The sequence below is a fragment of the Kosakonia sp. genome (assembly GCF_032104925.1).
GTDB lineage: Bacteria > Pseudomonadota > Gammaproteobacteria > Enterobacterales > Enterobacteriaceae > Kosakonia.
The window spans coordinates 441797-468039 of the sequence record NZ_DAMCGF010000003.1 but is presented as its reverse complement, the minus strand read 5'-3'; the positions used below and the strand labels follow the sequence as shown (position 1 = coordinate 468039).

Below are 26243 nucleotides of genomic sequence, written 5' to 3'. Positions count from 1 at the left end.
AACCTTTGCACGGGTGTTATAGGTTTACCTGTATCAAAGCGGTTGTGTTATAATTTGCGACCTTTGAATCCGGGATACAGTAGAGGGATAGCGGTTAGATGAGCGACCTTGCGAGAGAAATTACACCGGTTAACATCGAGGAAGAGCTGAAGAGCTCCTATCTGGACTATGCGATGTCGGTCATTGTTGGCCGTGCGCTTCCGGATGTCCGAGATGGCCTGAAACCGGTTCACCGTCGCGTACTTTACGCCATGAACGTATTGGGCAATGACTGGAATAAAGCCTACAAAAAATCTGCCCGTGTCGTTGGTGACGTAATCGGTAAGTACCATCCCCATGGTGATTCCGCAGTGTACGACACCATTGTCCGTATGGCGCAGCCCTTCTCGCTTCGTTACATGCTGGTCGATGGTCAGGGGAACTTCGGTTCCATCGATGGCGACTCCGCGGCGGCGATGCGTTATACGGAAATCCGCCTGGCGAAGATTGCCCATGAATTGATGGCCGATCTGGAAAAAGAGACGGTTGATTACGTCGATAACTACGACGGCACCGAAAAAATTCCTGATGTGATGCCTACCAAGATCCCGAACCTGCTGGTGAACGGTTCTTCGGGTATTGCCGTCGGTATGGCAACCAACATTCCGCCACATAACCTGACGGAAGTGATCAATGGTTGCCTGGCTTACATTGATAACGAAGACATCAGCATTGAAGAGCTGATGGTGCATATTCCGGGGCCGGATTTCCCGACCGCGGCAATCATTAACGGTCGCCGTGGCATCGAAGAAGCCTATCGTACCGGTCGCGGCAAAATCTACATTCGCGCGCGCGCGGAAGTGGAAACCGACGCGAAAAGCGGCCGCGAAACTATCATCGTGCATGAAATTCCGTATCAGGTTAACAAAGCGCGCCTGATCGAGAAAATTGCCGAGCTGGTGAAAGATAAACGCGTTGAAGGCATCAGCGCGCTGCGTGACGAGTCCGATAAAGACGGTATGCGCATCGTTATCGAAATCAAACGTGACGCCGTGGGTGAAGTGGTGCTGAACAACCTCTACTCCCAGACGCAATTGCAGGTTTCTTTCGGTATCAACATGGTGGCGTTGCACCATGGTCAACCGAAGATCATGGCGCTGAAAGAAATTCTGGCCGCGTTTGTGCGCCACCGCCGTGAAGTCGTTACGCGTCGTACCATTTTCGAACTGCGTAAAGCCCGTGACCGTGCGCATATCCTTGAAGCGCTGGCCGTGGCGCTGGCGAACATCGATCCGATCATTGAACTGATCCGCCGCGCGCCGACGCCTGCTGAAGCAAAAGCGGGCCTGATCGCGCAGCCGTGGGATCTGGGCAATGTCTCTGCCATGCTGGAACGCGCGGGCGATGACGCGGCGCGTCCGGAGTGGCTGGAGCCGGAGTTCGGTATTCGCGATGGTAAATACTATCTGACCGAACAGCAGGCACAGGCGATTCTGGATCTGCGTTTGCAGAAACTGACCGGCCTTGAGCATGAAAAACTGCTCGACGAATATAAAGAGCTGCTGGAACAGATTGCCGAGCTGCTGCATATCCTTGGCAGCGCTGAACGCCTGATGGAAGTGATCCGCGAAGAGCTTGAGCTGGTTCGCGAACAGTTTGGCGACGAGCGTCGCACCGAAATTACCGCTAACACTGCTGATATCAACATCGAAGACCTGATCAATCAGGAAGATGTTGTGGTCACGCTGTCGCACCAGGGTTATGTGAAGTATCAGCCGCTGACCGACTACGAAGCCCAGCGTCGTGGTGGTAAAGGTAAATCGGCTGCACGTATTAAAGAAGAAGACTTTATTGACCGCCTGTTGGTGGCCAACACCCATGACACCATCCTCTGCTTCTCCAGCCGTGGACGGCTGTACTGGATGAAGGTCTATCAGTTGCCGGAAGCGAGCCGTGGCGCGCGTGGTCGCCCGATCGTCAACCTGCTGCCGCTGGAGCCGAACGAGCGTATTACCGCCATCCTGCCGGTGCGTGAATACGAAGAGGGCGTGAACGTCTTTATGGCGACCGCCAGCGGTACCGTGAAGAAAACCGCGCTTACCGAATTCAGCCGTCCGCGTTCTGCTGGTATCATTGCCGTCAATCTGAACGAAGGCGATGAGCTGATTGGCGTCGACCTGACGTCAGGTAGCGACGAAGTGATGCTCTTCTCTGCGGCGGGCAAAGTGGTGCGCTTTAAAGAAGGTGCTGTGCGTGCAATGGGTCGTACTGCGACCGGTGTTCGTGGCATCAAACTTGCGGAAAAAGACAGCGTTGTCTCGCTGATCGTACCGCGTGGCGAAGGCGCAATCCTGACGGTAACGCAGAACGGTTATGGTAAACGTACGGCGGAAACCGAGTACCCGACCAAATCGCGCGGTACTCAGGGCGTTATCTCCATCAAAGTCACCGAGCGTAATGGCGCAGTGGTCGGCGCGGTGCAGGTTGATGATTGCGACCAGATCATGATGATCACCGATGCCGGTACGCTGGTGCGTACACGCGTCTCGGAAATCAGCGTGGTAGGGCGTAACACCCAGGGCGTTATTCTGATCCGCACCGCGGAAGATGAAAACGTAGTGGGTCTGCAGCGTGTTGCTGAGCCGGTAGATGATGAAGAGTTAGACTCCATCGACGGTAGCGTGGCGGAAGGCGATGATGATATCGCGCCGGAAGTTGACACCGATACCGACGACGACGCGGCGGACGACGACGCCGAGTAATGCGTTATAAGGGCCGGTTTCCGGCCCTTTTTCATTGCCGTTGCGGCCTTTGCGATTTATCGCTACCTTAATCACACTCTTTTTTAACTTCCTTATGGCGGAGTTTCCCCAGGTTGAAATACCTCGTCTCGTTTCGCAGTACCCTGAAAGTCTCCCGCTATCTGTTCAGGGCGCTGGCGCTATTGCTTTGGCTGTTGATTGCCTTTTTTTCTGTCTTTTATATTGTTAACGCCTTGCATGACAAAGAGTCGGAAATTCGCCAGGAATTTAACCTCAGTTCCGATCAGGCGCAGCGTTACATCCAGCGCACGTCTGACGTGATGAAAGAGCTGAAGTACATCGCTGAAAACCGTCTGACGGCAGAAAACGGTATTCTGACCTCGCGCAACCGCGACGACAAAACCGAAGTCCCGACATTTTTACCGCTATTCCCGGATTCTGACTGCTCCGCCATGGGCAGCTCCTGGCGCGGCTCGCTGGAGTCGCTGGCGTGGTTTATGCGCTACTGGCGCGACAATTTCTCCGCCGCTTACGATCTCAACCGTGTGTTTTTGATCGGCAGCGACAATCTCTGTATGGCCGACTTCGGCCTGCGCGATCTTCCCGTTGAACGCGACGACACGCTGAAAAGTCTGCATGAGCGCATCGTTAAATACCGTAACGCCCCGCAGGATGAGCGCAGCAACAACGTCTACTGGATGAGCCAGGGGCCGCGTCCGGGGATCGGTTACTTCTATGCGCTGACGCCGGTTTACCTCGGCAACCGCCTGCAAGCGCTGCTGGGCACGGAACAGTCCATTCGCATGGAAAACTTTTTCACGCCGGGTAGCCTGCCGATGGGCGTGACCATTCTGGATGACAACGGCCATGCGCTGATTTCCCTTACCGGCCAGGATAGCGGCATTGTTGTCGATCCGCGCTGGATGCAGGAACGTTCATGGTTTGGTTATACCTCGGGTTTTCGCGAGCTGATCCTGAAAAAGAGCCTGCCACCGTCATCGCTGAGCGTGGTTTACTCCGTACCGGTCGATATGGTGCTGGAACGCATTCGCATGCTGATCCTCAACGCCGTATTGCTGAATGTGCTGGTCGGTGTGGCGCTGTTTACGCTTGCGCGCATGTACGAGCGTCGGATTTTTATTCCGGCGGAAAATGATGCCCAGCGGCTGGAAGAGCATGAGCAGTTCAACCGTAAAATCGTCGCCTCCGCGCCGGTGGGGATCTGCATTTTACGTACTCAGGACGGCACAAACATCCTCAGTAACGAGCTGGCGCACAACTATCTAAATATGCTGACGCATGAAGACAGGCAGCGGCTTACGCAAATTATCTGTGGTCAGCAGGTCAATTTCGTTGATGTGTTGACCAGCAATAATACCAATCTGCAAATTAGCTTTGTTCATTCACGTTATCGCAATGAAAACGTGGCGATTTGCGTGCTGGTGGATGTTTCCGCCCGCGTGAAAATGGAAGAGTCGTTGCAGGAGATGGCGCAAGCGGCGGAGCAGGCGAGCCAGTCGAAATCGATGTTCCTTGCGACAGTAAGCCATGAGTTGCGCACGCCGCTGTACGGTATTATCGGTAACCTCGATCTGCTGCAAACGAAAGAGCTGCCGAAAGGGGTCGACAGGCTGGTCACCGCGATGAACAACTCATCGAGTCTGTTGCTGAAAATTATCAGCGATATTCTCGATTTCTCGAAAATTGAATCGGAACAGTTGAAAATCGAGCCGCGCGAGTTTTCCCCGCGCGAAGTGATGAGCCATATCACCGCCAACTATTTACCGCTGGTAGTGCGCAAACAGCTGGGGCTGTACTGCTTTATTGAACCAGATGTGCCGATGGTGCTGAATGGCGATCCGATGCGTTTACAGCAGGTGATTTCCAACCTGCTCAGCAACGCGATTAAGTTTACTGATATCGGTTGTATCGTGTTGCATGTGCATCGCGATGCGGATTATCTCAGCATTCGCGTACGTGATACCGGCGTGGGAATTCCGGGTAAAGAAGTGGTGCGTCTGTTCGATCCCTTCTTCCAGGTGGGAACCGGCGTACAGCGTAACTTCCAGGGCACCGGGCTGGGGTTGGCGATTTGTGAAAAATTGATCAGCATGATGGATGGCGATATTTCCGTTGATACCGAGCCGGGCATGGGGAGCCAGTTCACCATCCGTATCCCGCTTTACAGCGCGGTCGCACCGGTTCGCGCCGATGTCGATGGCCTGGCGGATACGTGCTGTTGGCTGGCGGTGCGTAATGCCTGGCTGTCGGGTTATCTGCAGACATTACTGCAATGGAACGGTATTCAGGTTAAGCAGTACGACGGACGCGCGCTGGGCAACCAGGATACGTTAATCACCGATGATGAACTCTCCTCGTCGTGGACCGGACGCGCGGCCATTATTTTCTGCCGTCGCCATATCGGTATTCCCGTTGAGCGTGCTCCGGGCGAATGGTTGCACAGCGTGGCGTCGCCACACGATCTGCTGACGCTGCTTGGGCGTATTTACCGCGTGCAGGTTATTGAGCCGCAGGCGAGCAACGCGCTTCCTGCCGAGACCCGGGAAGCGGTGCGTAACGATGACATGATGATCCTGGTAGTAGATGATCATCCGATTAACCGACGCCTGCTGGCCGATCAGCTGGGATCGCTGGGATATCAGTGTAAAACGGCTAATGATGGCGTGGATGCGCTGAATGTTCTGAGCAAAAACCCTATCGATATTGTGCTCAGCGACGTCAACATGCCGAATATGGACGGTTACCGCCTGACACAGCGTATTCGTCAGTTAGGGCTGACGCTGCCGGTGATTGGTGTGACGGCTAACGCGCTGGCAGAAGAGAAGCAACGCTGTCTGGAATCGGGTATGGACAGCTGCCTGTCGAAGCCGGTAACGCTGGATATTCTCAAGCAAACGCTGGCAGCGTATGCCGCGCGGGTACGTAACAGCCGGGTATAAAAAAGAACCCCGGCGGGTGCCGGGGTTGTGGGATTACTCTTTTTCTGTCTGCGTCAGGGTGACGGAGGAGAGATAGTTCAGCAGTGCGATATCGTTATCGACACCCAGTTTCATCATTGCTGATTTTTTCTGGCTACTGATGGTTTTGATACTGCGGTTCAGCTTCTTGGCGATTTCCGTTACCAGGAAACCTTCGGCAAACAGGCGCAGCACTTCGCTCTCTTTCGGTGACAGGCGTTTGTCGCCGTAACCGCCAGCGCTGATTTTTTCCAGCAGGCGCGAAACGCTTTCCGGCGTGAATTTCTTCCCTTTTTGCAGTGCCGCCAGCGCTTTTGGCAGGTCTGTCGGCGCGCCTTGTTTCAGCACGATACCTTCAATATCCAGATCCAGCACTGCGCTCAGGATGGCCGGGTTATTGTTCATGGTAAGCACAATAATCGACAGCGTCGGGAAGTGACGTTTAATGTATTTGATAAGCGTGATGCCATCGCCGTATTTATCGCCCGGCATTGACAGGTCGGTTATCAATACGTTTGCCTCAAGTTTCGGCAGGTTGTTAATCAGCGCTGTAGAGTCTTCAAATTCACCGACAACGTTTACCCATTCGATTTGTTCGAGTGACTTGCGAATACCGAACAGTACAATCGGATGGTCATCGGCAATAATTACGTTCATATTGTTCATGTATTAGGCTACCTTGCTACAGCAAGCTCTTGACGTAAGCGTCAATGTCGCTGATGTAATTTTCTATGCCTGGAACATCGCTCTCGCGAATTAATTGCTCCAGCGTTTCGCACAACTGCTTACCAGGTACCAGATTAAGCATGGCAAACACGCCTTTCAGGCGGTGTGCCGTCTGCGCCAGCGCCGCGAAATCGCGCAACGCCGACTCAGTATACAACCTCTTAACATCATCGGGTACTGTGTCAACAAACAGCGCGTAATAGCCGCTGGCGTGGAGCTCGGCGTTTTCGTCACCCCCCAAAGGCGACTCCGGTACATCCTCCTGCGCCAGTTGCTCTTCAATGAGTTGCAATATTGCTCCCTGCATTGCATTACTCATATTAAAGTTCACGCGCAATTGGCCTGGGCCAATTTTCCGCACGCCTGCCTCATCATCGCTTAAAAGCAAGCCTGAGGCAGTAAGATTAGACGGATTATCTGTCAAAAAGAGATCATATTCTTGACTTGATAACCGCTCATCCGGGGAAATACAGCTTGCCCCCCAGTTTTCCAGCTGGCGAACCACAATATTACGGATTTCGTTAGAGGTAATATCAATCATCGCCACCACGTCATCGAGTAATTTTTCTTCGCTCTCAGCCTGTTGCGGACGAGCCGCCATCTTCACATGCAGCGAGTAGCGGGTGCCCAGATCCTCACGCGCTTTAATATTCAGATGCCCGCCAAGCTTACGCGCCAGCTGATCGCACAGCCAGAAGGTGAGGGCGTTCGCTTTTCCGTACTGGTCACCCTGCGTATCGTTAAGGAACGGGAAATGCAGATTATCGATTTCACTGGCGTTCACACCCACGCCGGTATCGAGAATCCGGAAGGTCAGGCGGTCTTCCGCCGATTCGTCCACATTCACTTCAAGCGTGATTTTGCCCATCTGCGTGGTCGTGACCGCGTACTGGATGAGCAGCAACAGGATCCGACGCAGAGCGTCACGGTCGCCGTGACGCTCTTCATTGGCCGGAAGCGGGTTATTAATTAAGAGTTGCAGACCCTTACGTTTGATAACCGGCAGGACTTCCGGCACCACTTCATCAATCAAATCCTGAATCGAGAACAGTGTAGACGAACCTTTCCAGCTGTCGCTCTCCAGCATATGTGCCAGCTGGATTTCATCGACCAGTTGTACCAGTCTGTCGGCGTGATCCGCGACAAGATTGCCCTCCTGGCTCTGCAACGCTGCAGCTTCGCTGGCCAGCGATTTCACCGGCTGTTTCAGCGACTCGGCAAGATTACTCATAAAGCTGGCGCGGCCTTGCTGGTTTTTCTCATAAAGCCGTTGCGCCTGCTTGAGCTTTTTATTAACCAGCACTTCTCTGTCCTGGTCGCGAATAATAAAGATCTGCGTACGCGAAGCGACCTGGCTGCGGAACTGACGAATTTCGTACAGTTCGTTATTAATGGTGGCCTGAATCACGCCCTGATGCTGATCGGCCATCGCCGTAATATTTTGCAGATTCAGGTGCGGTAATAAGTGATCGGCGATTTTATTGCTCAGGACGGTGCGGTTCGCTTCCTGATCGTGAACCAACAGCCCCAGCGGCAACAGTGAAACAATCTCTTCATTAAAAGCACGCAGCACACGCAGTTCGTTACTTGCACCAGGCGTTGCCAGACCGTCGGCTTTACGCCCTGGCATCTGACGAAAAGTGGTGTAACCGAACAATGCCAGTGCCAGCAGGCCGATATTCAGCAGTAACGGCAGAAGAATATTTTGCAGCGTATCCAGCAGCAGTGTCCCGAATGGCACCTGCCAGACCAGACGCAGCCCGGTGCCGTTCAACGCTGAGGAGATCTCAATGCGCGAACTGTTAAAATTGACGGCAACGCTGTCGGTTGTTTCTTTATCCTGGCCGCGAGTGTTGGTCTGCGTGGTATCCGGATCGAGACGGAAGCTATCCAGCGTCATGCCGGGTGGGATCAGATCATTAATCGGCAAATCGAATGCGACTACCGTGGCCAGATGGCCCGGCTGGTTGAATGTTGTACGCAGCGTGAAGTAATGGCCGTTTTGCCAGGCCAGATGGCGCAGAGATGAAAAGCTTTCGCGTTCATCAAGGGCATTCGCCTGCTGTAGCATTTCTGCGCGGCGGGAATCGACAATGTTACTGATCGTGGTGTCTTTGAAACCGGAAGAAAGATCCTTTAGCGGCAACGTCGACACCAGGATCATGCTGTTATCCTGGCCGTTGAGGTAGTACATCGACCATGGCACGGTTTCCGCGCCCCAGAGCGTATCGAGGTACGTTGAGATCCGCTGCGTCATCTCCAGCGTAGAACTGTCATGGGAACCAAAAATCAACGCTTCTGTTTTACGCCGTGGTTTTTCCAGGTAGTAAACGTCTTGCTTTAAGCGCGTTTCTTGCAGACCTTCACCAGACGTAGCGGCTGGCGCCGCAGCAATGTTGTCGTAGATTTGCCAGGTAGCGTAGCGCCAGGTATCGATACGCTTGTGAATAGCGTGGGTGATATCGACAATCTGATAGCTTTTATCTTTTAACCAGGCGTTGACCGCACTTTGGATCATCACCCCCATTGTCACCAACAGGACGATAATCAACAAAAGAAAGTAACGGGTGATGTTGCCCGGTATCAGGGAAAATTTGCCAGGGATCATTGTGTCCGATCGACTCATTCTTGTGTGGAACCCGTTATGACAACACTGCTGTAAATACTCAGCGCTCGCTGAGACAATGTTGCTGCCATGCCGTAATAACCGCCTGTAACATGCGGCGAACGTGTAGATGTTGTGTTGCAGAGCAGTGTACAGCAGGCAGTATATCGGTTAATGAGTGAATTTCCAGACTCTCTTTCCCGTTTCAGTCTCGAAAACATGGGGATAGGCATATTGACTAAACGCAGTGGCAAATATGTACAGCCAGGAAAAATTGTACATATATTTACCGTTTGGTTGCAAAAAGAACGCGATAAATAACAAACTATTAATTTCGTGAATGCGTCAATGAGAAATATCTGGCATGGTAATTGATTAATTAATAGTCGTTACAAATCGTTATTATATCTAAATAATTATTCAAGTTGCGTAAGGGAAGGTAAAAAAAAACCGAATGCGACGCATCCGGTTATAAGAGGGGTAAACAGACATTCAGATTCGAATGACGGTAATAAATAAAGTTAATGATGATAGCGTCAGTTATTTTAGTTGCGATTGAAGGTTATGGTTTTGCATTCAGTGCTATGATTTATGTTTTGCTTATTATTTTGTTTTTAAATAATTTTTTATTGGTTTTTGATTATTTGTGCGCATTTATTTAGCTATTTGTGCGAAAAAAAGTTCCCTCGAATTTACAAAATGAAACATCTATCATTACGTATGAAACATCTTCAAAGTTTTCGTATCATATTCTCGTTGGATTATTTTTCTATTTTAAGCACAATGATTTTGCCAGCTGATTAGAGGGTTAATCGGCAAGCAGTGGCAATAAAAATGCATATAACAGAGGGTTAATAAAATGAAAGTTAAAGTTCTGTCCCTCCTGGTACCGGCTCTGCTGGTAGCAGGCGCAGCAAATGCGGCTGAAGTTTACAACAAAGATGGCAACAAATTAGATCTTTACGGCAAAGTAGACGGTCTGCACTATTTCTCTGACGATAGCAGCGCTGATGGCGATCAGACCTATGTACGTTTTGGCTTCAAAGGCGAAACACAGGTAAATGACCAGGTGACGGGTTACGGTCAGTGGGAATACAACGTTCAGGCTAATAACACGGAAACCTCTACCGACCAGGCATGGACTCGTCTGGCTTTCGCCGGTATCCGCGTAGCTGATGCGGGTTCTTTCGACTATGGTCGTAACTATGGCGTAATTTACGACGTCACCTCCTGGACCGACGTTCTGCCAGAATTCGGCGGCGATACTTACGGTGCAGATAACTTCATGCAGTCCCGTGCTAATGGCGTTGCAACCTACCGTAACACCGATTTCTTCGGTCTGGTCGATGGCCTGAATTTTGCTCTGCAATACCAAGGTAAAAACGGTAGCGTAAGTGGTGAAGACTCTACTGGTCGCAGTGTTCTGAAACAGAATGGTGACGGTTATGGTGCCTCTGTAACTTACGATCTGGGTGCAGGCTTTAGCGTAGGTGGTGCAATGTCCTCCTCGAAACGTACCTACGATCAAAACAACCGTGTTTACACCACCACCGATTCTGCTGGTAACGTCATTGGCTCTTATCCGATCTATGGTGAAGGCGATCGCGCTGAGGTTTACTCCGGTGGTTTGAAATATGACGCCAATAACCTCTACCTGGCGGCACAATACTCTCAGACTTATAACGCGACTCGTTTTGGCGGCGCATCTGGTGCAAAAGCTTATGGTTTTGCCAACAAAGCGCAGAACTTTGAAGTGGTTGCTCAGTACCAGTTTGACTTCGGTCTGCGTCCGTCCATTGCTTACCTGCAGTCTAAAGGTAAAGATATTTCCGGTACGGGTGTTGAAAACTACGGCGACCAGGATCTGCTGAAATACATCGATGTTGGCGCGACCTACTACTTCAACAAAAACATGTCCACCTATGTTGATTACAAAATCAACCTGCTGGACGATAACGACTTCACCAAAGCCGCTGGCATTTCCACCGACAACGTTGTTGCTCTGGGCCTGGTTTACCAGTTCTAATCTAACAACCGTGATTATTAAGGGGCCGAAAGGCCCCTTTTTTATGTCCCGCGTCGGCCAAAGCTTGCGTTTTAGTGTAGGCTTGCCGCGGGTTAACAAATAACGAGAGACAGAGATGATTTTTCTTCGTGCCGGGGTTGTCGCGGCGTTGTTGTTACTGTCCGGTTGCGACACCGGTAGCAAGGCACAGCCCACCGTGCTGGAAGGCAAAACCATGGGCACTTTCTGGCGCGTGAGCGTGGTGGATATTAGCCCGCAACAGGCGCAAAGCCTGCGACAAAAAATTCAGACACAGCTGGATGCTGACGATCATCTGATGTCGACCTGGAAGGACGACTCCGCGCTGATGCGCTTTAACCATTCGACCAGCACGGCACCGTGGCCGGTCAGCGCCGCGATGGCGGATATCGTTACTACCTCGCTGCGTGTCGGTGAGAAAACCGAAGGCGCGATGGATATCACCGTCGGGCCGCTGGTTAATTTATGGGGATTTGGCCCGGATAAACAGCCGGTAAAAACACCGGGTCAGGCACAAATTGATGCGGCGAAAGCGCATACCGGCTTAGCGCATTTAACCGTGATCAACCGCGCCGGAGAGCAATTCCTGCAAAAAGATCTGCCGGATCTGTTTGTTGACCTTTCGACGGTAGGCGAGGGATACGCGGCGGATCACCTGGCAAGGTTAATGGAGCAGGAAGGGATCGCGCGTTATCTGGTTTCTGTGGGTGGCGCATTAGCCAGCCGGGGCATGAACGCGCAAGGCCAGCCGTGGCGCGTCGCGATCCAGAAACCGACCGATCGTGAGAATGTTGCCCAGGCGGTTGTCGATATTAACGGTCATGGCATCAGCACTTCCGGCAGCTACCGTAATTATTACGAGCTGGACGGCAAACGCATTTCACACATCATCGATCCGCGTAGCGGGCGGCCAATCCAGCATGCGCTGGTGTCGGTCACGGTTATCGCGCCCACCGCGCTGGAAGCGGACGCCTGGGACACCGGTTTAATGGTGCTCGGCACCGAACAGGCAAAAGAGGTGGTGACGCGGGAAGGGCTGGCGGTATTTATGATTATCAAAGACGGCGACGGTTTCCGCACCTGGATGTCACCGCAGTTTTCCGCATTTCTGCTCAGCGAAAAAAATTAAACCGCAAGATTGCGGGTGTCTGGAGCTGCGCATACGGGCACAGTGAGGCTAAGCTTACATAAGGAGCCTGACATGAACGACACCACATTATTAGATGAACAGCGCTGGCAAGCGGTGCTGGCCCGTAATGCGCAGGCCGATGGTCAGTTTGTTTTTGCCGTGCTGACCACCGGCATTTTTTGCCGTCCCTCTTGTACGGCGCGCCACGCCTTGCGTCAGAATGTCCGTTTTTATCCCGATGCGCAGAGCGCCCAGGACGCTGGTTTTCGCCCCTGTAAGCGCTGCCAGCCGGATAAAACCCACCCGCAGCAACAGCGGCTGGATAAAGTGACCAAAGCCTGCCGCTTACTGGAGCAGGATACGCCTATCACGCTGGAGCAGCTGGCCGCTGAAGTGGCGCTTAGCCCTTATCATTTTCACCGTTTATTTAAATCCGTTACCGGCATGACGCCAAAAGCCTGGCAACTGGCTTTTCGCGCTCGCCGCTTACGCAATACTCTTGCGGTGAGCGAAACCGTTACCGACGCTGTGCTGGCAGCGGGCTTTCCGGATAGCAGCAGTTATTACCGCCAGGCCGATGCATCGCTGGGGATGACGGCACAGCAGTTCCGTCGCGGCGGCGATGCAACTGATGTCTGGTATACCTTGAGCGACTGCGCACTGGGCCGCTGCCTGGTGGCGGAGAGCGAACGTGGAATTTGCGCCATTTTACTGGCCGACAGTGACGAGCAGCTTCTTGCCCAGTTGCAGGAAATCTTCCCGCGCGCTCAGCGTGCGCAGGCTAATGACGCGTTCAGTGCGCGGGTGGCACAGGTTATCAAGCGGCTCGACAATGCCGATGCCCCCTTTACGCTGCCGCTGGATCTTCGCGGCACCGCGTTCCAGTTACAGGTATGGCAAGCACTGCGCGAGATCCCCACTGGTGAGACGGTAAGTTACCAGGAACTGGCGAAAAAGCTGGGTAAACCAAACGCGGTACGAGCAGTTGCCAGCGCCTGCGGTGCGAACAAACTGGCGATTGTCATCCCTTGCCATCGCGTGGTGCGCAGCGATGGGGCGCTGTCCGGTTATCGCTGGGGGATGGCGCGCAAAGCTCAGTTGCTCCAGCGAGAACGTAACAAAGAGGAGACGTGATGCTCGATCTGTTTTCTGGAGAACAACCCTGGCAGGAGCCGCTGGCATCGGGCGCTGTCGTGCTGCGGCGCCTTGCATTAGCACCAGCCGACCAACTGTTACGCGGTATCGCACAAGTGGTCAGTCAGTCGCCGCTGCGTCATATGGTCACCCCTGGCGGTTATACCATGTCAGTGGCGATGACCAACTGTGGCAAACTCGGCTGGACCACCGATCATCGTGGTTACCTCTACGCGCCAGTCGATCCGCTAACTCAACAGCCGTGGCCGCCGATGCCTGCGGCTTTTTCTGCGCTGTGCCAGCAGGCGAGCGAGGCGGCTGGTTACCCGGATTTTCGTCCGGATGCCTGTCTTATCAACCGTTATGTGCCGGGGGCGAAATTGTCGCTGCATCAGGATAAGGACGAACCCGACCTGCGTGCGCCGATTGTATCTGTGTCGCTCGGTTTACCGGCCATTTTCCAGTTTGGCGGCCTCAAACGTAGCGATCCGCTGCAACGGCTGATGCTTGAACACGGCGATGTGGTCGTATGGGGCGGCGAGTCGCGGCTCTTTTACCACGGCATTGCGCCGCTGAAAGGCGGCTATCATCCGGCGACCGGCGAGTGCCGCTACAACCTGACGTTTCGCCAGGCAGGCAATGGCGAATAAAAATAAGAATTATTCTTGATGTAACCCGGTAGCCGTTTAAACTGCTGGCTGATTTTGTTGACCGGGTTTTGTTATGGAACTTCTCCTTCTTGTCTGGCGTCAGTATCGCTGGCCTTTTGTCGGTGTGCTCGTGCTTACCCTCGTGAGTGCCGCGTTTGGTATCGGCCTGATTGCTTTTATTAACCAGCGGCTGATTGAAACCGTGGATATGTCGCTGACTGTTTTACCGGAATTCCTCGGCCTGTTGCTGCTACTGATGGCGGTGACGCTGGGGTCGCAACTGGCGCTGACTACGCTCGGTCACCATTTTGTCTACCGCCTGCGTAGTGAATTTATTAAGCGCATCCTCGACACGCCTGTGGAACGTATCGAACAACTGGGTAGCGCCTCTTTGCTGGCCGGGCTAACCAGTGACGTGCGTAATATCACCATCGCCTTTGTGCGCCTGCCGGAACTGGTGCAGGGCATTATCCTGACTGTTGGTTCCTGTATCTATCTGGCGATGCTCTCCGGCAAGATGCTGCTGATCACTGTGCTATGGATGGCGCTGACCATCTGGGGCGGGTTCGTGCTGGTTTCCCGTGTGTACAAACATATGGCGAGGCTGCGTGAAACAGAAGACAAGCTGTACAACGATTTCCAGACCGTGCTGGAAGGGCGCAAAGAGCTGAACCTCAACCGCGAACGCGCGGAACACATTTTCGGACAGATGTACCTGCCGGATGCACGTGAATATCGCCATCACATTATTCGCGCCGACACGTTCCATTTAAGCGCGGTGAACTGGTCGAACATTATGATGCTGGGGGCAATCGGCCTGGTGTTCTGGATGGCAAACAGCCTCGGCTGGGCGGATACCAATGTCGCCGCAACGTATTCCCTGACCCTGCTGTTTTTGCGCACGCCGCTGCTGTCAGCAGTAGGTGCTTTGCCCACGCTGCTCAGTGCGCAGGTGGCTTTCAAAAAGCTAAAACAGTTTGCGCTGGCCCCCTATAAAGCCGGGTTTCCCCGCCCGCAGGCTTTCCCGAACTGGCAAACGCTGGAGCTGCGGGATGTCACCTTTAAATATCAGGACAACGACTTCGCGATTGGTCCCGTCAATATGATGCTCAAGCGCGGCGAGCTGGTGTTTTTGATTGGGGGTAACGGCAGCGGTAAGTCGACGCTGGCGATGCTGTTAACCGGGCTGTATCAGCCGGTTTCCGGTGAGATCCTGCTGGATGGCAAACAGATGGCGCAGGATAAACCGGAAGATTACCGCAAACTATTCTCGGCGGTCTTTACCGACGTCTGGCTGTTTGACGACTTGCTGGGACCGGAAGGTAGGCAGGCGGATCCGGCGCTGGTGGAAAAGTGGCTTGAGCAACTGAAAATGTCGCACAAGCTGGAGCTGAACAACGGCAAGATCCTCAATCTCAAGCTGTCGAAAGGGCAGAAAAAACGTGTCGCCTTGCTGCTGGCGCTGGCGGAAGAGCGCGATATTCTGCTGCTGGATGAATGGGCGGCGGATCAGGACCCGCATTTCCGCCGCGATTTCTACCAGGTCTTACTCCCGTTAATGCAGCAGATGGGCAAAACCATTTTTGCCATCAGCCATGACGATCACTACTTCGTGCATGCCGATCGCCTGCTGGAGATGCGCAACGGCCAGCTTACCGAGTTGGTGGGTGAAGAGCGTGCGCACGCTTCCCGCGACGCAGTGGCACGCACCGCCTGACAGAGCCGCCCCTTCTGGCGAGGGGGCGTTCGCTGGTTTTTTATCCAAACGCCTGCGCTGTTTATTATTTTTTACAAAACCTGCCGCTATGCTTAAGGCTACTCTGCTCTGGCTTCGGAGCGCTTTGCCACACTCAGGGACAACCGGCCAATGCCAGTTATCAAAAAAAACAGCGTCAAACTGCGCGATGAAGAGCGTGCGCGGCTGATTTGGCTGCTCACCACCCATAAGCCGCTCACCGCCGCGCTGCTTGGCGAAATCACGCTGGTCGAGCAGGTCGACAGTGCCGAGCTTGAGCACGATCTCGCCGAAGTGAAAGTGCTGGTTTCGCACCTGCCGCCACCGGATTTGGCTGACACCCTCGAAGCGCTGCCGGTGGTTGAACGTCACGCGTTATGGCGGCTCATCGATGATGATAAGCGCGGCAAAGTGCTGCTTGAAGCGTCCGAAAACGTCTGGGATGACCTGATCGATGAGATGAGCGACCGCGCGCTGCTGGATGCGCTCGAAACGCTGGATATTGATGAGCAAATCTGGCTGGTGCAGCATCTGCCGCGTAACCTCACCGGACGGCTGATGGCGACGTTGCCGCCGACAGAGCGCGCCCGCATGCGGCAGGTCATGCGTTATGGCAAAAATTGCGTCGGCGCAATTATGGCGTTTGAAGTTATCACCGTACGCTCAGAAGTCACGCTGGCGGCCGTCCAGCGCTATTTGCGACGTCTCGGTAAAATGCCGGAGAACACCGATAAACTGTTTGTTATCGGGCGTGATAACCGGCTGATGGGCGAACTTGGGCTGCAGACTATCCTGCTTAACGCCGCCGGACGGCGGGTGAGCGAGGTGATGGATGCCGATCCGGTGACCTTTTCCCCTGAAGACGAAGCGGAAAAAGTGGCGCGTACTTTTGAGCGTGATAACTTGCTCAGCGCGGCGGTAGTCGATGAAAACGGCATGCTGATGGGCCGTTTGACCATCGATGAGATCGTTGATGTGGTGTACGAAGAGACCGACAACGATATGCGCCAGATGGGGGGCTTAAGTACCGAGGAAGATGTTTTCGCGCCGGTAAGTAAAGCGGTGAAAAACCGCTGGGTATGGCTGGCAACCAACCTGTGTACCGCCTTTATCGCATCACGCGTCATTGATGGTTTTGAACACACTATCTCGCAACTGGTGGCGCTGGCGTCGCTGATGCCGATTGTCGCTGGTATCGGCGGCAATACCGGGAATCAAACCATTACCATGATTGTTCGCGCGTTAGCATTACAGAACATTCAGCCGGGCAACTTTACCTTTCTTATACTGCGTGAAATGGGCGTGGCGCTGATTAACGGTCTGGTGTGGGGCGGGATTATGGGCGGTGTCACCTGGTGGCTGTATGACGATGCGGCGCTGGGCGGCGTGATGACGCTGGCAATGGTGCTGAACCTGCTGATGGCGGCGCTAATGGGGGTATTAATCCCGATGGTGATGACCCGGCTGGGGCGCGACCCGGCGGTCGGCTCCAGCGTGATGATCACCGCGATTACCGATACCGGCGGTTTCTTTATTTTTCTTGGGCTGGCGACGATTTTTTTGCTGTAGACAGGCTCCTTTCCCGCAGCGCGGCTGGCGTAATCGCCAGCGTAACCAGCCCGGCAACAACGCCGATAGCCAGATTACCGGTGCTGACGGTGGCAACCACGGTGACCAGCATTACCAGCGTTTCGATAACTGGCGCTTGCGTCAGCGCCGTGGGTTGCACACTGCTCCAGTTAAAGGTTTTGAACGCGACAATCGCCATAATTCCGGCCAGTACCACCATCGGGATTTTCGCCATCACGTCGCTTAATGCCGTTACCAGCAGTAACAGCACCAGCGCAGCAGCAAGGGTCGAGATACGCGTGCGGCCTTTGCCCATTTCCACATTGACAATGGTCTGGCCGATCATGGCGCACCCGGCAATCCCGCCGTAGAAGCCAGCCAGAATGTTCGCGATCCCAAGCCCGGTGCTTTCCCGGCTTTTATTCGATGGCGAATGTGTCAGATCGTCGACCAATTTTGCGGTCAGCAGCGACTCCATCAAGCCGACAAACGCGATGCTCAGCGCACACGGCCAGACAATGCTCAGCGTATGCAGATTCAATGGTACCAGCCATTGCGTCAGGCCAGGCAAACCGCCCTGCATTGAACCTTCATCCCCCACGGTGGGTAGCAACTGACCGCTAAAAGCGGTGAACGCGGTGAGTACCACAATCGCTACCAGCGGCGCAGGAATGCTTTTTACCCAGCGCGGGAGCCACAGCACCATCAGTATGGTCAGGGTAAACAGTGCCAGAATCAGGGGATCTTTATGCCAGAAATGCGGCACCTGAGCGCAGAAAATCAATATCCCCAGCGCATTAACAAAGCCGGTCATTACAGCGTGTGGGATAAAGCGCATCAGCCGAGACATTCCGCTCAGACCGAAAATAATCTGCATCACACCCGCGAGTAAAACTGCTGGCAGGATGTATTCCACACCGTTTTCATGAACCATCGGACCGATAACCAACGCGACTGATCCCGCCGCCGCCGTGACCATTGCCGGACGCCCGCCGAGCAAAGACATGCTAAAACACAGCACTACTGAGGCTATCAGGCTTACTTTCGGGTCAACACCTGCGATAACAGAAAATGAGATAACTTCCGGGATGAGTGCCAGCGCGGTGATTACGCCTGCCAGAACTTCACGGGTAAAAAGCTGTGGTGAGCGCAGAAGATGGCTTACGCGCAGTACAGAATGGGTTGATTTTTCAGTCATAAAGATTCGCAGGTGGGATGCCAGAAAAGCAGTGACAAACGGTATCACTGCGTTCGGCAAAGCGGGGGATGATAGCAGATTTCCGGTCAGAGTGACCAGCAATAAGTGTTAAATATAATGCAAAAAATCAACTTATTAGTAACATTAATACAATGAATATTTAATGTTTAAACATTATTTAAATCTCACTTTTTAAGTGCTACGTTAGGGGTGCTAACTACTTTACCCTCAATAAATGCGAATAAAGCAGCACTAAAAGTAAGGCAATATCATCATGAAAAAAATGACTGCCAGGCTGTTTTCGATGGCTGTCGGGCTTAATGCTGTCTCAAAAGCAGCAAAAACGTCCGCATCGAAAGAGCAGGAAACAGATGTGCTTTTAATCGGTGGTGGGATCATGAGCGCCACGCTGGGAACCTGGTTGCAGGATCTCGAACCCACCTGGTCGATTACCATGGTGGAACGGCTGGATGCCCTGGCGGAAGAGAGCTCGAACGGCTGGAACAATGCCGGTACCGGGCATGCCGCCTTAATGGAACTGAATTACACCCCACGCAGCGCGGACGGCTCTGTCAGTATTAAAAAAGCGATTGAAATCAACGAAGCATTTCGTATTTCTCGCCAGTTCTGGGCGCATCAGGTGAAAACCGGCGTATTGCGCGAACCGCGTTCATTTATCAATACCGTGCCGCATATGAGCCTCGTCTGGGGCGACGACAATGTGAACTTCCTGCGCGCGCGCTACAAAGCGCTGCAGCAATGTTCCCTGTTCCGCGGTATGCGCTATTCCGAAGATGCCGAACAGATCAAACAGTGGGCGCCGCTGGTGATGGAAGGGCGTGATGCCGGGCAAAAAATTGCCGCCACCCGTACCGAAATCGGCACCGATGTGAATTTTGGCGAACTGACGCGCCAGATGATTGGTTCGTTGCAGAAAAAAGAGAACTTCGCTTTGCAACTGGGCACTGAAGTGCGCGGACTCAAACGCAATGCCGACAACAGCTGGAATGTGACGCTGCATAACCTGCAAACTGGCGCGGAGCAGATCATCAAGGCGAAGTTTATTTTTATTGGCGCCGGTGGTGCAGCGCTGAAGCTGTTGCAGGCATCCGGTATTCCGGAAGCGGCAGACTATGCGGGCTTTCCGGTTGGCGGGCAGTTCCTCGTGGCGGAAAACCCGGCAGTGGTCAATCACCATCTGGCGAAAGTCTACGGCCAGGCCACCGTGGGCGCGCCGCCCATGTCGGTACCGCATATTGATACGCGCATTATCGATGGCAAACGCGTGCTGCTGTTTGGACCATTCGCTACGTTTTCGACGCGTTTTCTGAAAAATGGTTCTCTGTGGGATCTGCTGCGTTCGACTAACTCGTCGAACATTCTGCCGATGCTGACTGTGGGGATGACCAACTTCAGCCTGGTGAAATATCTGGTTAACCAGGTGCTGCAAAATGAGGACGACCGCTTCGATGCGCTGCGCGAGTACTATCCGCTGGCGCAGAAAGAGGACTGGCGTTTGTGGCAGGCGGGTCAGCGCGTGCAGATTATTAAGCGCGAGCCGGGCAAGGGCGGCGTGTTGCGCCTCGGAACCGAAGTCGTGAGCGATAAAGAGGGCACCATTGCCGCGCTGCTTGGCGCGTCACCGGGCGCCTCGACCGCAGCGCCAATCATGCTGGAGTTGATGGAGAAAGTGTTCGCTGAGCGCTTCGCTTCTGATGCCTGGCAGGCAAAACTGAAAGAGATCATTCCTTCTTTCGGTACCGAGCTGAATGGCAATATTGAAGCCGCCGACCAGGAATTGCGCTACACCAGCGAGATCCTCGGCCTGAAATGCGACGAGTCGCTGGTAGCAGATATCACGCCACCGGTGCAAAAACCGACAACACAGCCGCACAATGACGGCGAGCAGGTTGCGGATATCGCGCTGTAATCGTTTTTTACTGCAACATAAAAACCGTGACGAATGCGTTACGGTTTTTATTACATTCCCACGCTGATGGATTAGTGAGTTTTTGTTGGCCGCAGTATCGCCAACGATGGGGGAGGGCATTTATCTCGGGCTGTTTGTTCTCTTGCGCATAGCGCAGACATGACAAAATCAACCGCAATGGATTGGTTTCTTATAGGTTTTTGGGGCGGCACGAGAAGATTAAATATATTAATACAACATTATGATTTATATAATTTCATCAAAGCTGTGAGCCTCTCCATTGACAGACTCTTTACTGGAAATCCCTTTCATATAACAGCTTTCATCACGTATACCGCATCCGGTAATTCATTTACGTTGACGTGATTTCGTTTGAATGTCTTCACGAACGGTTCTGCGACCCCGTTACTTTGCGGGCTGCGTACTGGCGTTGCTCACACTAAAAACCCCCGGTGAACTGGCGAACGTGCGTGTTGCATCGGCCAGGTGGCAACTGTCCTTATCGGGCAGTTATTCAATATGAGGCGGAGCCTTCAGCACGTTACCTAACCTCTTTTCCAGATTTTCAGTATCGATTAAGTGCGCGATTGAAACGGCGGCTACGGCAAAACCTATATAATCATCGACTGCATGATAGCACCTCATTATCAGCTGCTTCACATAATTGCTACATTTACAATGACGTGCAAAGAAATGTTTAAAAAAACAGCACTTATACCTTTCACGAATGCTTTATAATTTTCAAAAAGCACTTTAAAACCTTCAAATAAACGTACTAAAACTTCAAAAAGCGTTTTAAAACCTTCAAGTAAACACACTGAAACTTCAAAAAGCGCTTTAAAACCTTCAAGTAAACGCATTAAAACTTCAAAAAGCGCTTTAAAAACTTCAAATAAGCGCATTAAAGCTTCAAAAAGGGTTTTAAAAACTTCAAAAAAAATTTAAAAGTTTCAAAAAAGCGCTTTAAATTTTTAAAGATGCTTTTGATTTTTTATTGATTAAAAGATCTTGGGGTAATGCGATATATTTCATCCTGTTCAGAAATGAACGATTTGCAAATAATTGAAGCACTATTACACAAGGGAATTAAAATGTTTAAAGCAACAGTATTAGAATCCAAAGAAAGTAAAGCAGTTGTGGGCGGAATGGTTGGCCCATACGGTGAATGTTATTTTGTTGATAACCGTCCTAACGGCGTGTATGGCTGGTTCCGTCGTGAATCAGGTAAAAATGGTTTAGAAAAACGTTGTGACGAGAAGTAATTCTCAACATTAATTAAGCAGTAAAATTAAAACAAAGGCCAGTTTCTGGCCTTTTATAATGGTCATCAGTGTGAAGATAAAACCTTTTTTTCTGACTTTATTAGTAGCTATAGTTCCTGCTGTATATGCGGTTAATAGCGTATTTCTTTCGGAAAGTGACGTTACTGAAAATACGAAGAAAGAAAGTTCTCACGTCACCTACTCTGATATCGACCGACTGATTACCACGACCGGCGTTCTAAAACCTAACGAGCAAGTTAGTGTCGGGGCGCAGGTTAATGGACGGCTCAATAAGCTGCATGTGAAGGAAGGTGATGCAGTTAAAAAAGGCCAGTTGCTGGCTGAGATCGATCCGACGCTTGCACAAAATGATGTCGATAGTGCTAAATCTGAGCTGGATAATGCATTAGCGCAAAAAAAGATCACGTTACTGTCGCTTAAACAGTCTAAGAGCGATTATAACCGACAAAAGAAAATGTCACTGGATGACGCCACAACGCTGAGCGACCTCGAGACGGCGAAAACAAAATATGAAAGTGATAAAGAACAGCTAGATATAAATGAAATTCAAATAGCTCAGGCCAGAGTCAAGTTAAATACTGCTCAGGCAAACTTAGCGTACACGCGCATTACGTCGCCCATAGATGGCGTCGTCTTGGGTATATTAACGCAGGAAGGGCAGACTATTGTTTCATCACAGAGTGCGCCGACAATTCTGGTGGTGGCTAATCTGGATATCATGACTGTAAATATAAAAATATCAGAAATGGATATTTTGAAAACCAGGGTTGGTATGCCTTTATGGTTTACTGTCACGGCTTCTCCTGACACCCGTTATAAAGGGATGCTAAACAGGATACAGCAAATACCAGAAGAAATGCTTTACGATATGAAGAGCAGTTCAGGTGATTCTGCCGGGAGTAAGAAAACTGCTACCTATTACAATGGAAGTTTTGACGTAGTAAATGATCAGCATGTTTTAAAGCCAGCTATGTCGGTACAGGTTTATTTAGTTGTTGAAGAGAAAAAAAACGTTAAAGCCGTTCCGACAAACTACCTGGGTGAAATGGTTAGCAAAGATCATTATATCGTCAATGTACTTCACAATAATAAAATAGAAAAAAGACGCGTACAAACCGGGATTAAGAACGCAAAAATTACTGAGATCGTTAAAGGATTAGAAATAGGCGATATTATAATAAAGGGTGGCGACTAAATGAGCCGCACCGATGAATATATTATTTTATCAGACGTTTATAAACGATATGAGAGTGGTGGAGAAATCGTTTCTGCACTGAAAGGCGTATCGCTAACCATTAAAAAAGGCGAGTTTATCGCTATCGTCGGGCCATCAGGCTCGGGTAAAACCACGCTGATGAATACCATTGGCTGCTTAGATGATATTAGCGCTGGGCAGATGTCATTCTACGGCATTGACGTATCGGTGTTAACTGCCGACTCAGTTGCTGAGTTACGAAATAAATATATTGGTTTTGTATTCCAGAAATACAATCTTTTGCCTTACTTAACCGCGAAAGAGAATGTCGCTTTACCCGCACAATACACCTCAAAAAACTATAAAAATAGAAATGAACGTGCGGAAAAAATACTTGAGTCGGTCGGCTTAAGCGATCGCGTTGATTTTAACCCAAACCAACTTTCTGGTGGGCAGCAGCAGCGCGTCAGCATTGCCAGAGCGCTAATGAATGATGCCGACATTATTCTGGCAGATGAACCGACGGGTGCTCTGGATAGTGTGACGGGTTGCCAGGTTATGGACATATTCAAGACGCTTAACCGAAAGGGCAAAACGATTATCCTTGTTACGCATGATAGCAATATTGCGTCACAGGCCGACCGAATCATACACATGAATGATGGCCGGATCGTGAAAGACGAAAGCAGCGTATCAACCAGTGACCTCCAGGCAGCATGCAGCAGGGTACTTGAAAAGGATCCGCTTGGCATGATGTTTGGGATAGTCGAAGCATTCAGAACTGCGTTTAGGGCACTGAACGGCCACCGGATACGAGCGTTTCTGTCAATGCTGGGTGTCATTATTGGGGTTTTTGCAGTGCTTATGTCTATTGCCATAAGCGAAGGCGCACACCATCGTGTTATGAAAGAAATGAATTTATTAGCCACCAACACCATTGAAATCAGGCCAGGCACCAGCTGGAAGTCAATGCCAGATCCCGGCAATAAGCTTCTTGAAAAAGATGATGTTGATATGCTTACCGAGCTATTACCGGAAAGTAAAATTTCACCGGTCATAACTTCAACAGCGACGATAAATAGTGGTGATAGTGATATTGACGCTGCGCTTACCGGTATCAGTAAGGAATACTTCGATGCCGATAAAGTGTTAGCTGGTCATTTGTTTGAAACTGACAATATAACCGCCAGTGATGCTGTTGCCGTTATTGACTCAAGGCTTGCAGAAACCGCATTCGGTTCCTCGAATGAAGCAGTAGGAAAATATTTGCAGATTTCCGGCTACCCATTTGAGGTGGTCGGGGTGATCAAAGATATCTCGACGGCATCGGAAAAGACGACATTAAAAGCCTGGATACCCTGGACCTCGTACATAAACCGGATTACGGGTCTGATACCTTTTGAAGCCATCCAGGTTCGGGCCAAAGATCCGGCTCAGGTTGAGCTTATAAGAGAGAAAATAGAGCAAGCGCTCACGTTTTCACACGGTAAAAAGGACTTCTTTACTGTCACGAATGAGTCAGTGGCAGAAATGATCGAGAATGTTTCTACCTCAATGAAACTGCTCACGGTAGCTATTTCAACCATCTCGCTGTTGGTTGGTGGAGTGGGCGTTATGAACATTATGTTTGTTTCAGTGACAGAGCGCATTCATGAAATTGGCATTCGTCTTTCTGTAGGCGCGAGTCCTGCTGATATTAAAAGGCAATTTTTAATCGAGTCTGTATTTATCTGTTTTTTAGGGGGAGCCGTCGGCGTGGCTTTAACGAGTTTAGCCAGAATTATATTCCCTCTAGTGACGAACCAATTTGACATGGTTTTGACAATAACACCGATTGTTATTGCCTGTGCGTTTTCATGTTTCATCGGCATCGTATTCGGTTACGTTCCGGCGAAGAAAGCATCATCTTATACGCCTGCTAAAGCATTAGGTTACAAATGAAGTTCAAACAAACATCATTATTTTTGCTTTGCTTATTATGCACAGGTTGCGGCAGCATGTTGAAAACTGAATATCATACGCCAGAGATAAAATTTCCAACGGCGGGGCAAAGCGAGAAAACAGGTTATAAAAATGCTGTCACCAATGAAGCATGGTGGAGTGTATTCAATGACCTCCTGTTATCATCGATCATTAATGATACGCTGAGGAATAACAACGATTTGCATGCGGCCGCGTTGAATCTGTTAAAAAGCAAGCTGGATTCAGGCGAAATAAATACGAATCTTTTTCCTGATTTTAATATGTCAGCGAGTGCAAGTAATAACCGCACTTTATTGCAAGGTACGCCTTCAACAGAGAGTTACAGCTCTTCTTTGTCAATGAGCTATGAACTTGATTTATGGGGTAAGTTAGCGAGGACGAGAGAGCAGGGTAAATGGAACATTGATGCCAGTGAACAAGATTTGCAAAACACTGTGTTGGTTATTATTGATTCAATTGCCAAAAGTTACTGGAACATTGCTAAATTCAATGAGCAAATTGAGTTTTACAAACAACGGCTTGAGATCGCCAGGTCTACATATCTGGTCGTTAATGCTAAATATAAAAGCGGAGCAGGCGCGAGATCTGATGTCTTATTAGCAAAGCAAGCTATTTATTCAAGCGAGTTACAACTGCGGAATGTTATTAGCCAAAGGGAAAATGAGCGTAACGCCATGGCCATTGTCTATAACAAAAACAGTATTGATCGTCCGAAAGAAAAAAAAGGACTTGGTGAATACCAGGATATCAAACTGCCGTTGTTTAAACCGGTGGACATAATATCGCTACGCCCGGATATACGCGCCGCAGAATCCAGAATAAAAATAGCAATTACCGGTTATGATCTGGCTAAGATTAACTTCTTTCCCTCTATCTCACTGGGCGCGACGATCGGGGCGGGGAGCACCATTTTCACACAATGGTTTAGCGAGCAAACCTTATTACAATCTATCTCGGCCGCTTTCCCACCGCTTCAGTGGAGAAAGTTGAGTTTTGAATTAGAAAAAGAAAAGATTGCTGTCGCGTTATCAGTTAATGACTTCAGAAAAGTCGTGCTCAATGCATTATCTGAAGTAGAGAACGCTTTAGATGCCAGAAAAAAAGCTGAATATGGTCTTGAGATGCAAAAAAAGACACTCTTAATTTCTCAGAATCTGATGCGAATAAATACAGTCAAGTACAGGTCTGGTTATATATCGCTTCAGACCTTACTGGACTCTCAGGACAATGTTCTTAACCAGAAAATTTCATACGCCGATTGTCAGTACGATTATCTAACTTCTACGATGAAGTTTTTATTATCAATCGGTGGTGGTGAATTTAACAGCAAGGTAAAAAGTTAA

Annotated in this window: 17 protein-coding genes; 13 read left to right on the top strand and 4 right to left on the bottom strand. The window is 50.8% G+C overall.

All coding sequences use genetic code 11. The features are described 5' to 3' along the window. Positions 1-98 precede the first annotated feature (98 nt). Positions 99-2741, top strand: a complete 2643-nt coding sequence (gene gyrA / locus RT644_RS08385; protein ID WP_020454500.1) for a DNA topoisomerase (ATP-hydrolyzing) subunit A — start codon at positions 99-101, stop codon at positions 2739-2741. Positions 2742-2854: 113 nt separating this feature from the next. Then, the gene (gene rcsC, locus RT644_RS08380) at positions 2855-5701 is read left to right on the top strand and encodes a two-component system sensor histidine kinase RcsC (protein ID WP_097407117.1); all 2847 of its coding nucleotides are present in this window, start codon (positions 2855-2857) and stop codon (positions 5699-5701) included. 33 nt (positions 5702-5734) lie between these two features. Here rcsC and rcsB read toward each other — a convergent pair whose 3' ends face one another. Both rcsB and rcsD read right to left on the bottom strand, forming a co-directional pair. Further along, positions 5735-6385, bottom strand: a complete 651-nt coding sequence (gene rcsB / locus RT644_RS08375; protein WP_017458563.1) for a response regulator transcription factor RcsB — start codon at positions 6383-6385, stop codon at positions 5735-5737. 16 nt (positions 6386-6401) lie between these two features. Next, positions 6402-9071: a phosphotransferase RcsD gene (rcsD, locus tag RT644_RS08370; RefSeq protein ID WP_313626362.1), complete on the bottom strand. Its 2670-nt coding sequence runs from the start codon at positions 9069-9071 to the stop codon at positions 6402-6404. Between the two features lie 838 nt (positions 9072-9909). Between rcsD and RT644_RS08365 the strand changes: the two genes are divergently transcribed. The 6 genes from RT644_RS08365 to mgtE all read left to right on the top strand — a co-directional run bounded on the left by RT644_RS08365 (position 9910) and on the right by mgtE (position 17311). Then, a complete protein-coding gene (locus RT644_RS08365) occupies positions 9910-11076 on the top strand; it encodes a porin OmpC (protein ID WP_313626361.1) in 1167 nt (388 codons plus the stop codon). A 115-nt stretch (positions 11077-11191) separates the two neighbouring features. Further along, positions 11192-12223 (top strand): FAD:protein FMN transferase ApbE, encoded by a 1032-nt coding sequence (apbE, locus tag RT644_RS08360; RefSeq protein WP_313626360.1) that lies wholly within the window; start codon positions 11192-11194, stop codon positions 12221-12223. Positions 12224-12295: 72 nt separating this feature from the next. Then, positions 12296-13357, top strand: coding sequence for a bifunctional DNA-binding transcriptional regulator/O6-methylguanine-DNA methyltransferase Ada (gene ada, locus RT644_RS08355; RefSeq protein ID WP_313626359.1), 1062 nt, complete (start codon positions 12296-12298; stop codon positions 13355-13357). Next, positions 13357-14007 carry a DNA oxidative demethylase AlkB gene (gene alkB / locus RT644_RS08350; RefSeq protein WP_097407122.1) on the top strand — a complete coding sequence of 217 codons (651 nt, stop codon included), beginning with the start codon at positions 13357-13359 and terminating at the stop codon, positions 14005-14007. Before ada ends, alkB begins: the two co-directional genes overlap by 1 nt. 73 nt (positions 14008-14080) lie before the next feature. Beyond that, a complete protein-coding gene (locus tag RT644_RS08345; protein ID WP_313626358.1) occupies positions 14081-15724 on the top strand; it encodes a multidrug ABC transporter permease/ATP-binding protein in 1644 nt (547 codons plus the stop codon). Positions 15725-15874: 150 nt separating this feature from the next. Beyond that, positions 15875-17311 carry a magnesium transporter gene (gene mgtE / locus RT644_RS08340; protein WP_160269402.1) on the top strand — a complete coding sequence of 479 codons (1437 nt, stop codon included), beginning with the start codon at positions 15875-15877 and terminating at the stop codon, positions 17309-17311. Here the strand turns inward: mgtE and RT644_RS08335 are convergent. Next, a complete protein-coding gene (locus RT644_RS08335; RefSeq protein ID WP_313626357.1) occupies positions 17274-18509 on the bottom strand; it encodes a SulP family inorganic anion transporter in 1236 nt (411 codons plus the stop codon). The genes mgtE and RT644_RS08335 overlap by 38 nt on opposite strands. Positions 18510-18783: 274 nt before the next feature. Here RT644_RS08335 and mqo point away from each other — a divergent pair, with 274 nt between their 5' ends. Beyond that, positions 18784-20439 (top strand): malate dehydrogenase (quinone), encoded by a 1656-nt coding sequence (gene mqo / locus RT644_RS08330; protein WP_313626356.1) that lies wholly within the window; start codon positions 18784-18786, stop codon positions 20437-20439. A gap of 656 nt (positions 20440-21095) precedes the next feature. Here mqo and RT644_RS08325 read toward each other — a convergent pair. Then, positions 21096-21341 (bottom strand): hypothetical protein, encoded by a 246-nt coding sequence (locus RT644_RS08325; RefSeq protein WP_313626355.1) that lies wholly within the window; start codon positions 21339-21341, stop codon positions 21096-21098. A 189-nt stretch (positions 21342-21530) separates the two neighbouring features. On the opposite strand from RT644_RS08325, the gene RT644_RS08320 reads away from it, so the two are divergent. From RT644_RS08320 to RT644_RS08305, 4 genes are read left to right on the top strand one after another with little or no spacing between them, the layout of a single operon-like run. Then, the gene (locus tag RT644_RS08320) at positions 21531-21701 is read left to right on the top strand and encodes a hypothetical protein (RefSeq protein WP_020454487.1); all 171 of its coding nucleotides are present in this window, start codon (positions 21531-21533) and stop codon (positions 21699-21701) included. 58 nt (positions 21702-21759) lie between these two features. Next, positions 21760-22917: an efflux RND transporter periplasmic adaptor subunit gene (locus RT644_RS08315; RefSeq protein ID WP_020454486.1), complete on the top strand. Its 1158-nt coding sequence runs from the start codon at positions 21760-21762 to the stop codon at positions 22915-22917. After that, positions 22918-24858, top strand: coding sequence for an ATP-binding cassette domain-containing protein (locus RT644_RS08310; RefSeq protein WP_313626354.1), 1941 nt, complete (start codon positions 22918-22920; stop codon positions 24856-24858). It begins immediately after the preceding gene. Next, positions 24855-26243: an efflux transporter outer membrane subunit gene (locus RT644_RS08305; RefSeq protein ID WP_313626353.1), complete on the top strand. Its 1389-nt coding sequence runs from the start codon at positions 24855-24857 to the stop codon at positions 26241-26243. The genes RT644_RS08310 and RT644_RS08305 overlap by 4 nt, the downstream gene beginning before the upstream one ends.

Coding starts and splice junctions, on each gene's coding strand:
- RT644_RS08345 (WP_313626358.1), top strand. CDS start 14,081: ATGGAACTTCTCCTTCTTGTCTGGCGTCAGTATCGCTGGCCTTTTGTC.
- RT644_RS08325 (WP_313626355.1), bottom strand. CDS start 21,341: ATGCGCTTATTTGAAGTTTTTAAAGCGCTTTTTGAAGTTTTAATGCGT.
- RT644_RS08335 (WP_313626357.1), bottom strand. CDS start 18,509: ATGACTGAAAAATCAACCCATTCTGTACTGCGCGTAAGCCATCTTCTG.
- RT644_RS08310 (WP_313626354.1), top strand. CDS start 22,918: ATGAGCCGCACCGATGAATATATTATTTTATCAGACGTTTATAAACGA.
- RT644_RS08365 (WP_313626361.1), top strand. CDS start 9,910: ATGAAAGTTAAAGTTCTGTCCCTCCTGGTACCGGCTCTGCTGGTAGCA.
- mqo (WP_313626356.1), top strand. CDS start 18,784: ATGAAAAAAATGACTGCCAGGCTGTTTTCGATGGCTGTCGGGCTTAAT.
- apbE (WP_313626360.1), top strand. CDS start 11,192: ATGATTTTTCTTCGTGCCGGGGTTGTCGCGGCGTTGTTGTTACTGTCC.
- RT644_RS08305 (WP_313626353.1), top strand. CDS start 24,855: ATGAAGTTCAAACAAACATCATTATTTTTGCTTTGCTTATTATGCACA.
- rcsD (WP_313626362.1), bottom strand. CDS start 9,071: ATGAGTCGATCGGACACAATGATCCCTGGCAAATTTTCCCTGATACCG.
- mgtE (WP_160269402.1), top strand. CDS start 15,875: ATGCCAGTTATCAAAAAAAACAGCGTCAAACTGCGCGATGAAGAGCGT.
- RT644_RS08320 (WP_020454487.1), top strand. CDS start 21,531: ATGTTTAAAGCAACAGTATTAGAATCCAAAGAAAGTAAAGCAGTTGTG.
- gyrA (WP_020454500.1), top strand. CDS start 99: ATGAGCGACCTTGCGAGAGAAATTACACCGGTTAACATCGAGGAAGAG.
- alkB (WP_097407122.1), top strand. CDS start 13,357: ATGCTCGATCTGTTTTCTGGAGAACAACCCTGGCAGGAGCCGCTGGCA.
- rcsB (WP_017458563.1), bottom strand. CDS start 6,385: ATGAACAATATGAACGTAATTATTGCCGATGACCATCCGATTGTACTG.
- RT644_RS08315 (WP_020454486.1), top strand. CDS start 21,760: ATGGTCATCAGTGTGAAGATAAAACCTTTTTTTCTGACTTTATTAGTA.
- ada (WP_313626359.1), top strand. CDS start 12,296: ATGAACGACACCACATTATTAGATGAACAGCGCTGGCAAGCGGTGCTG.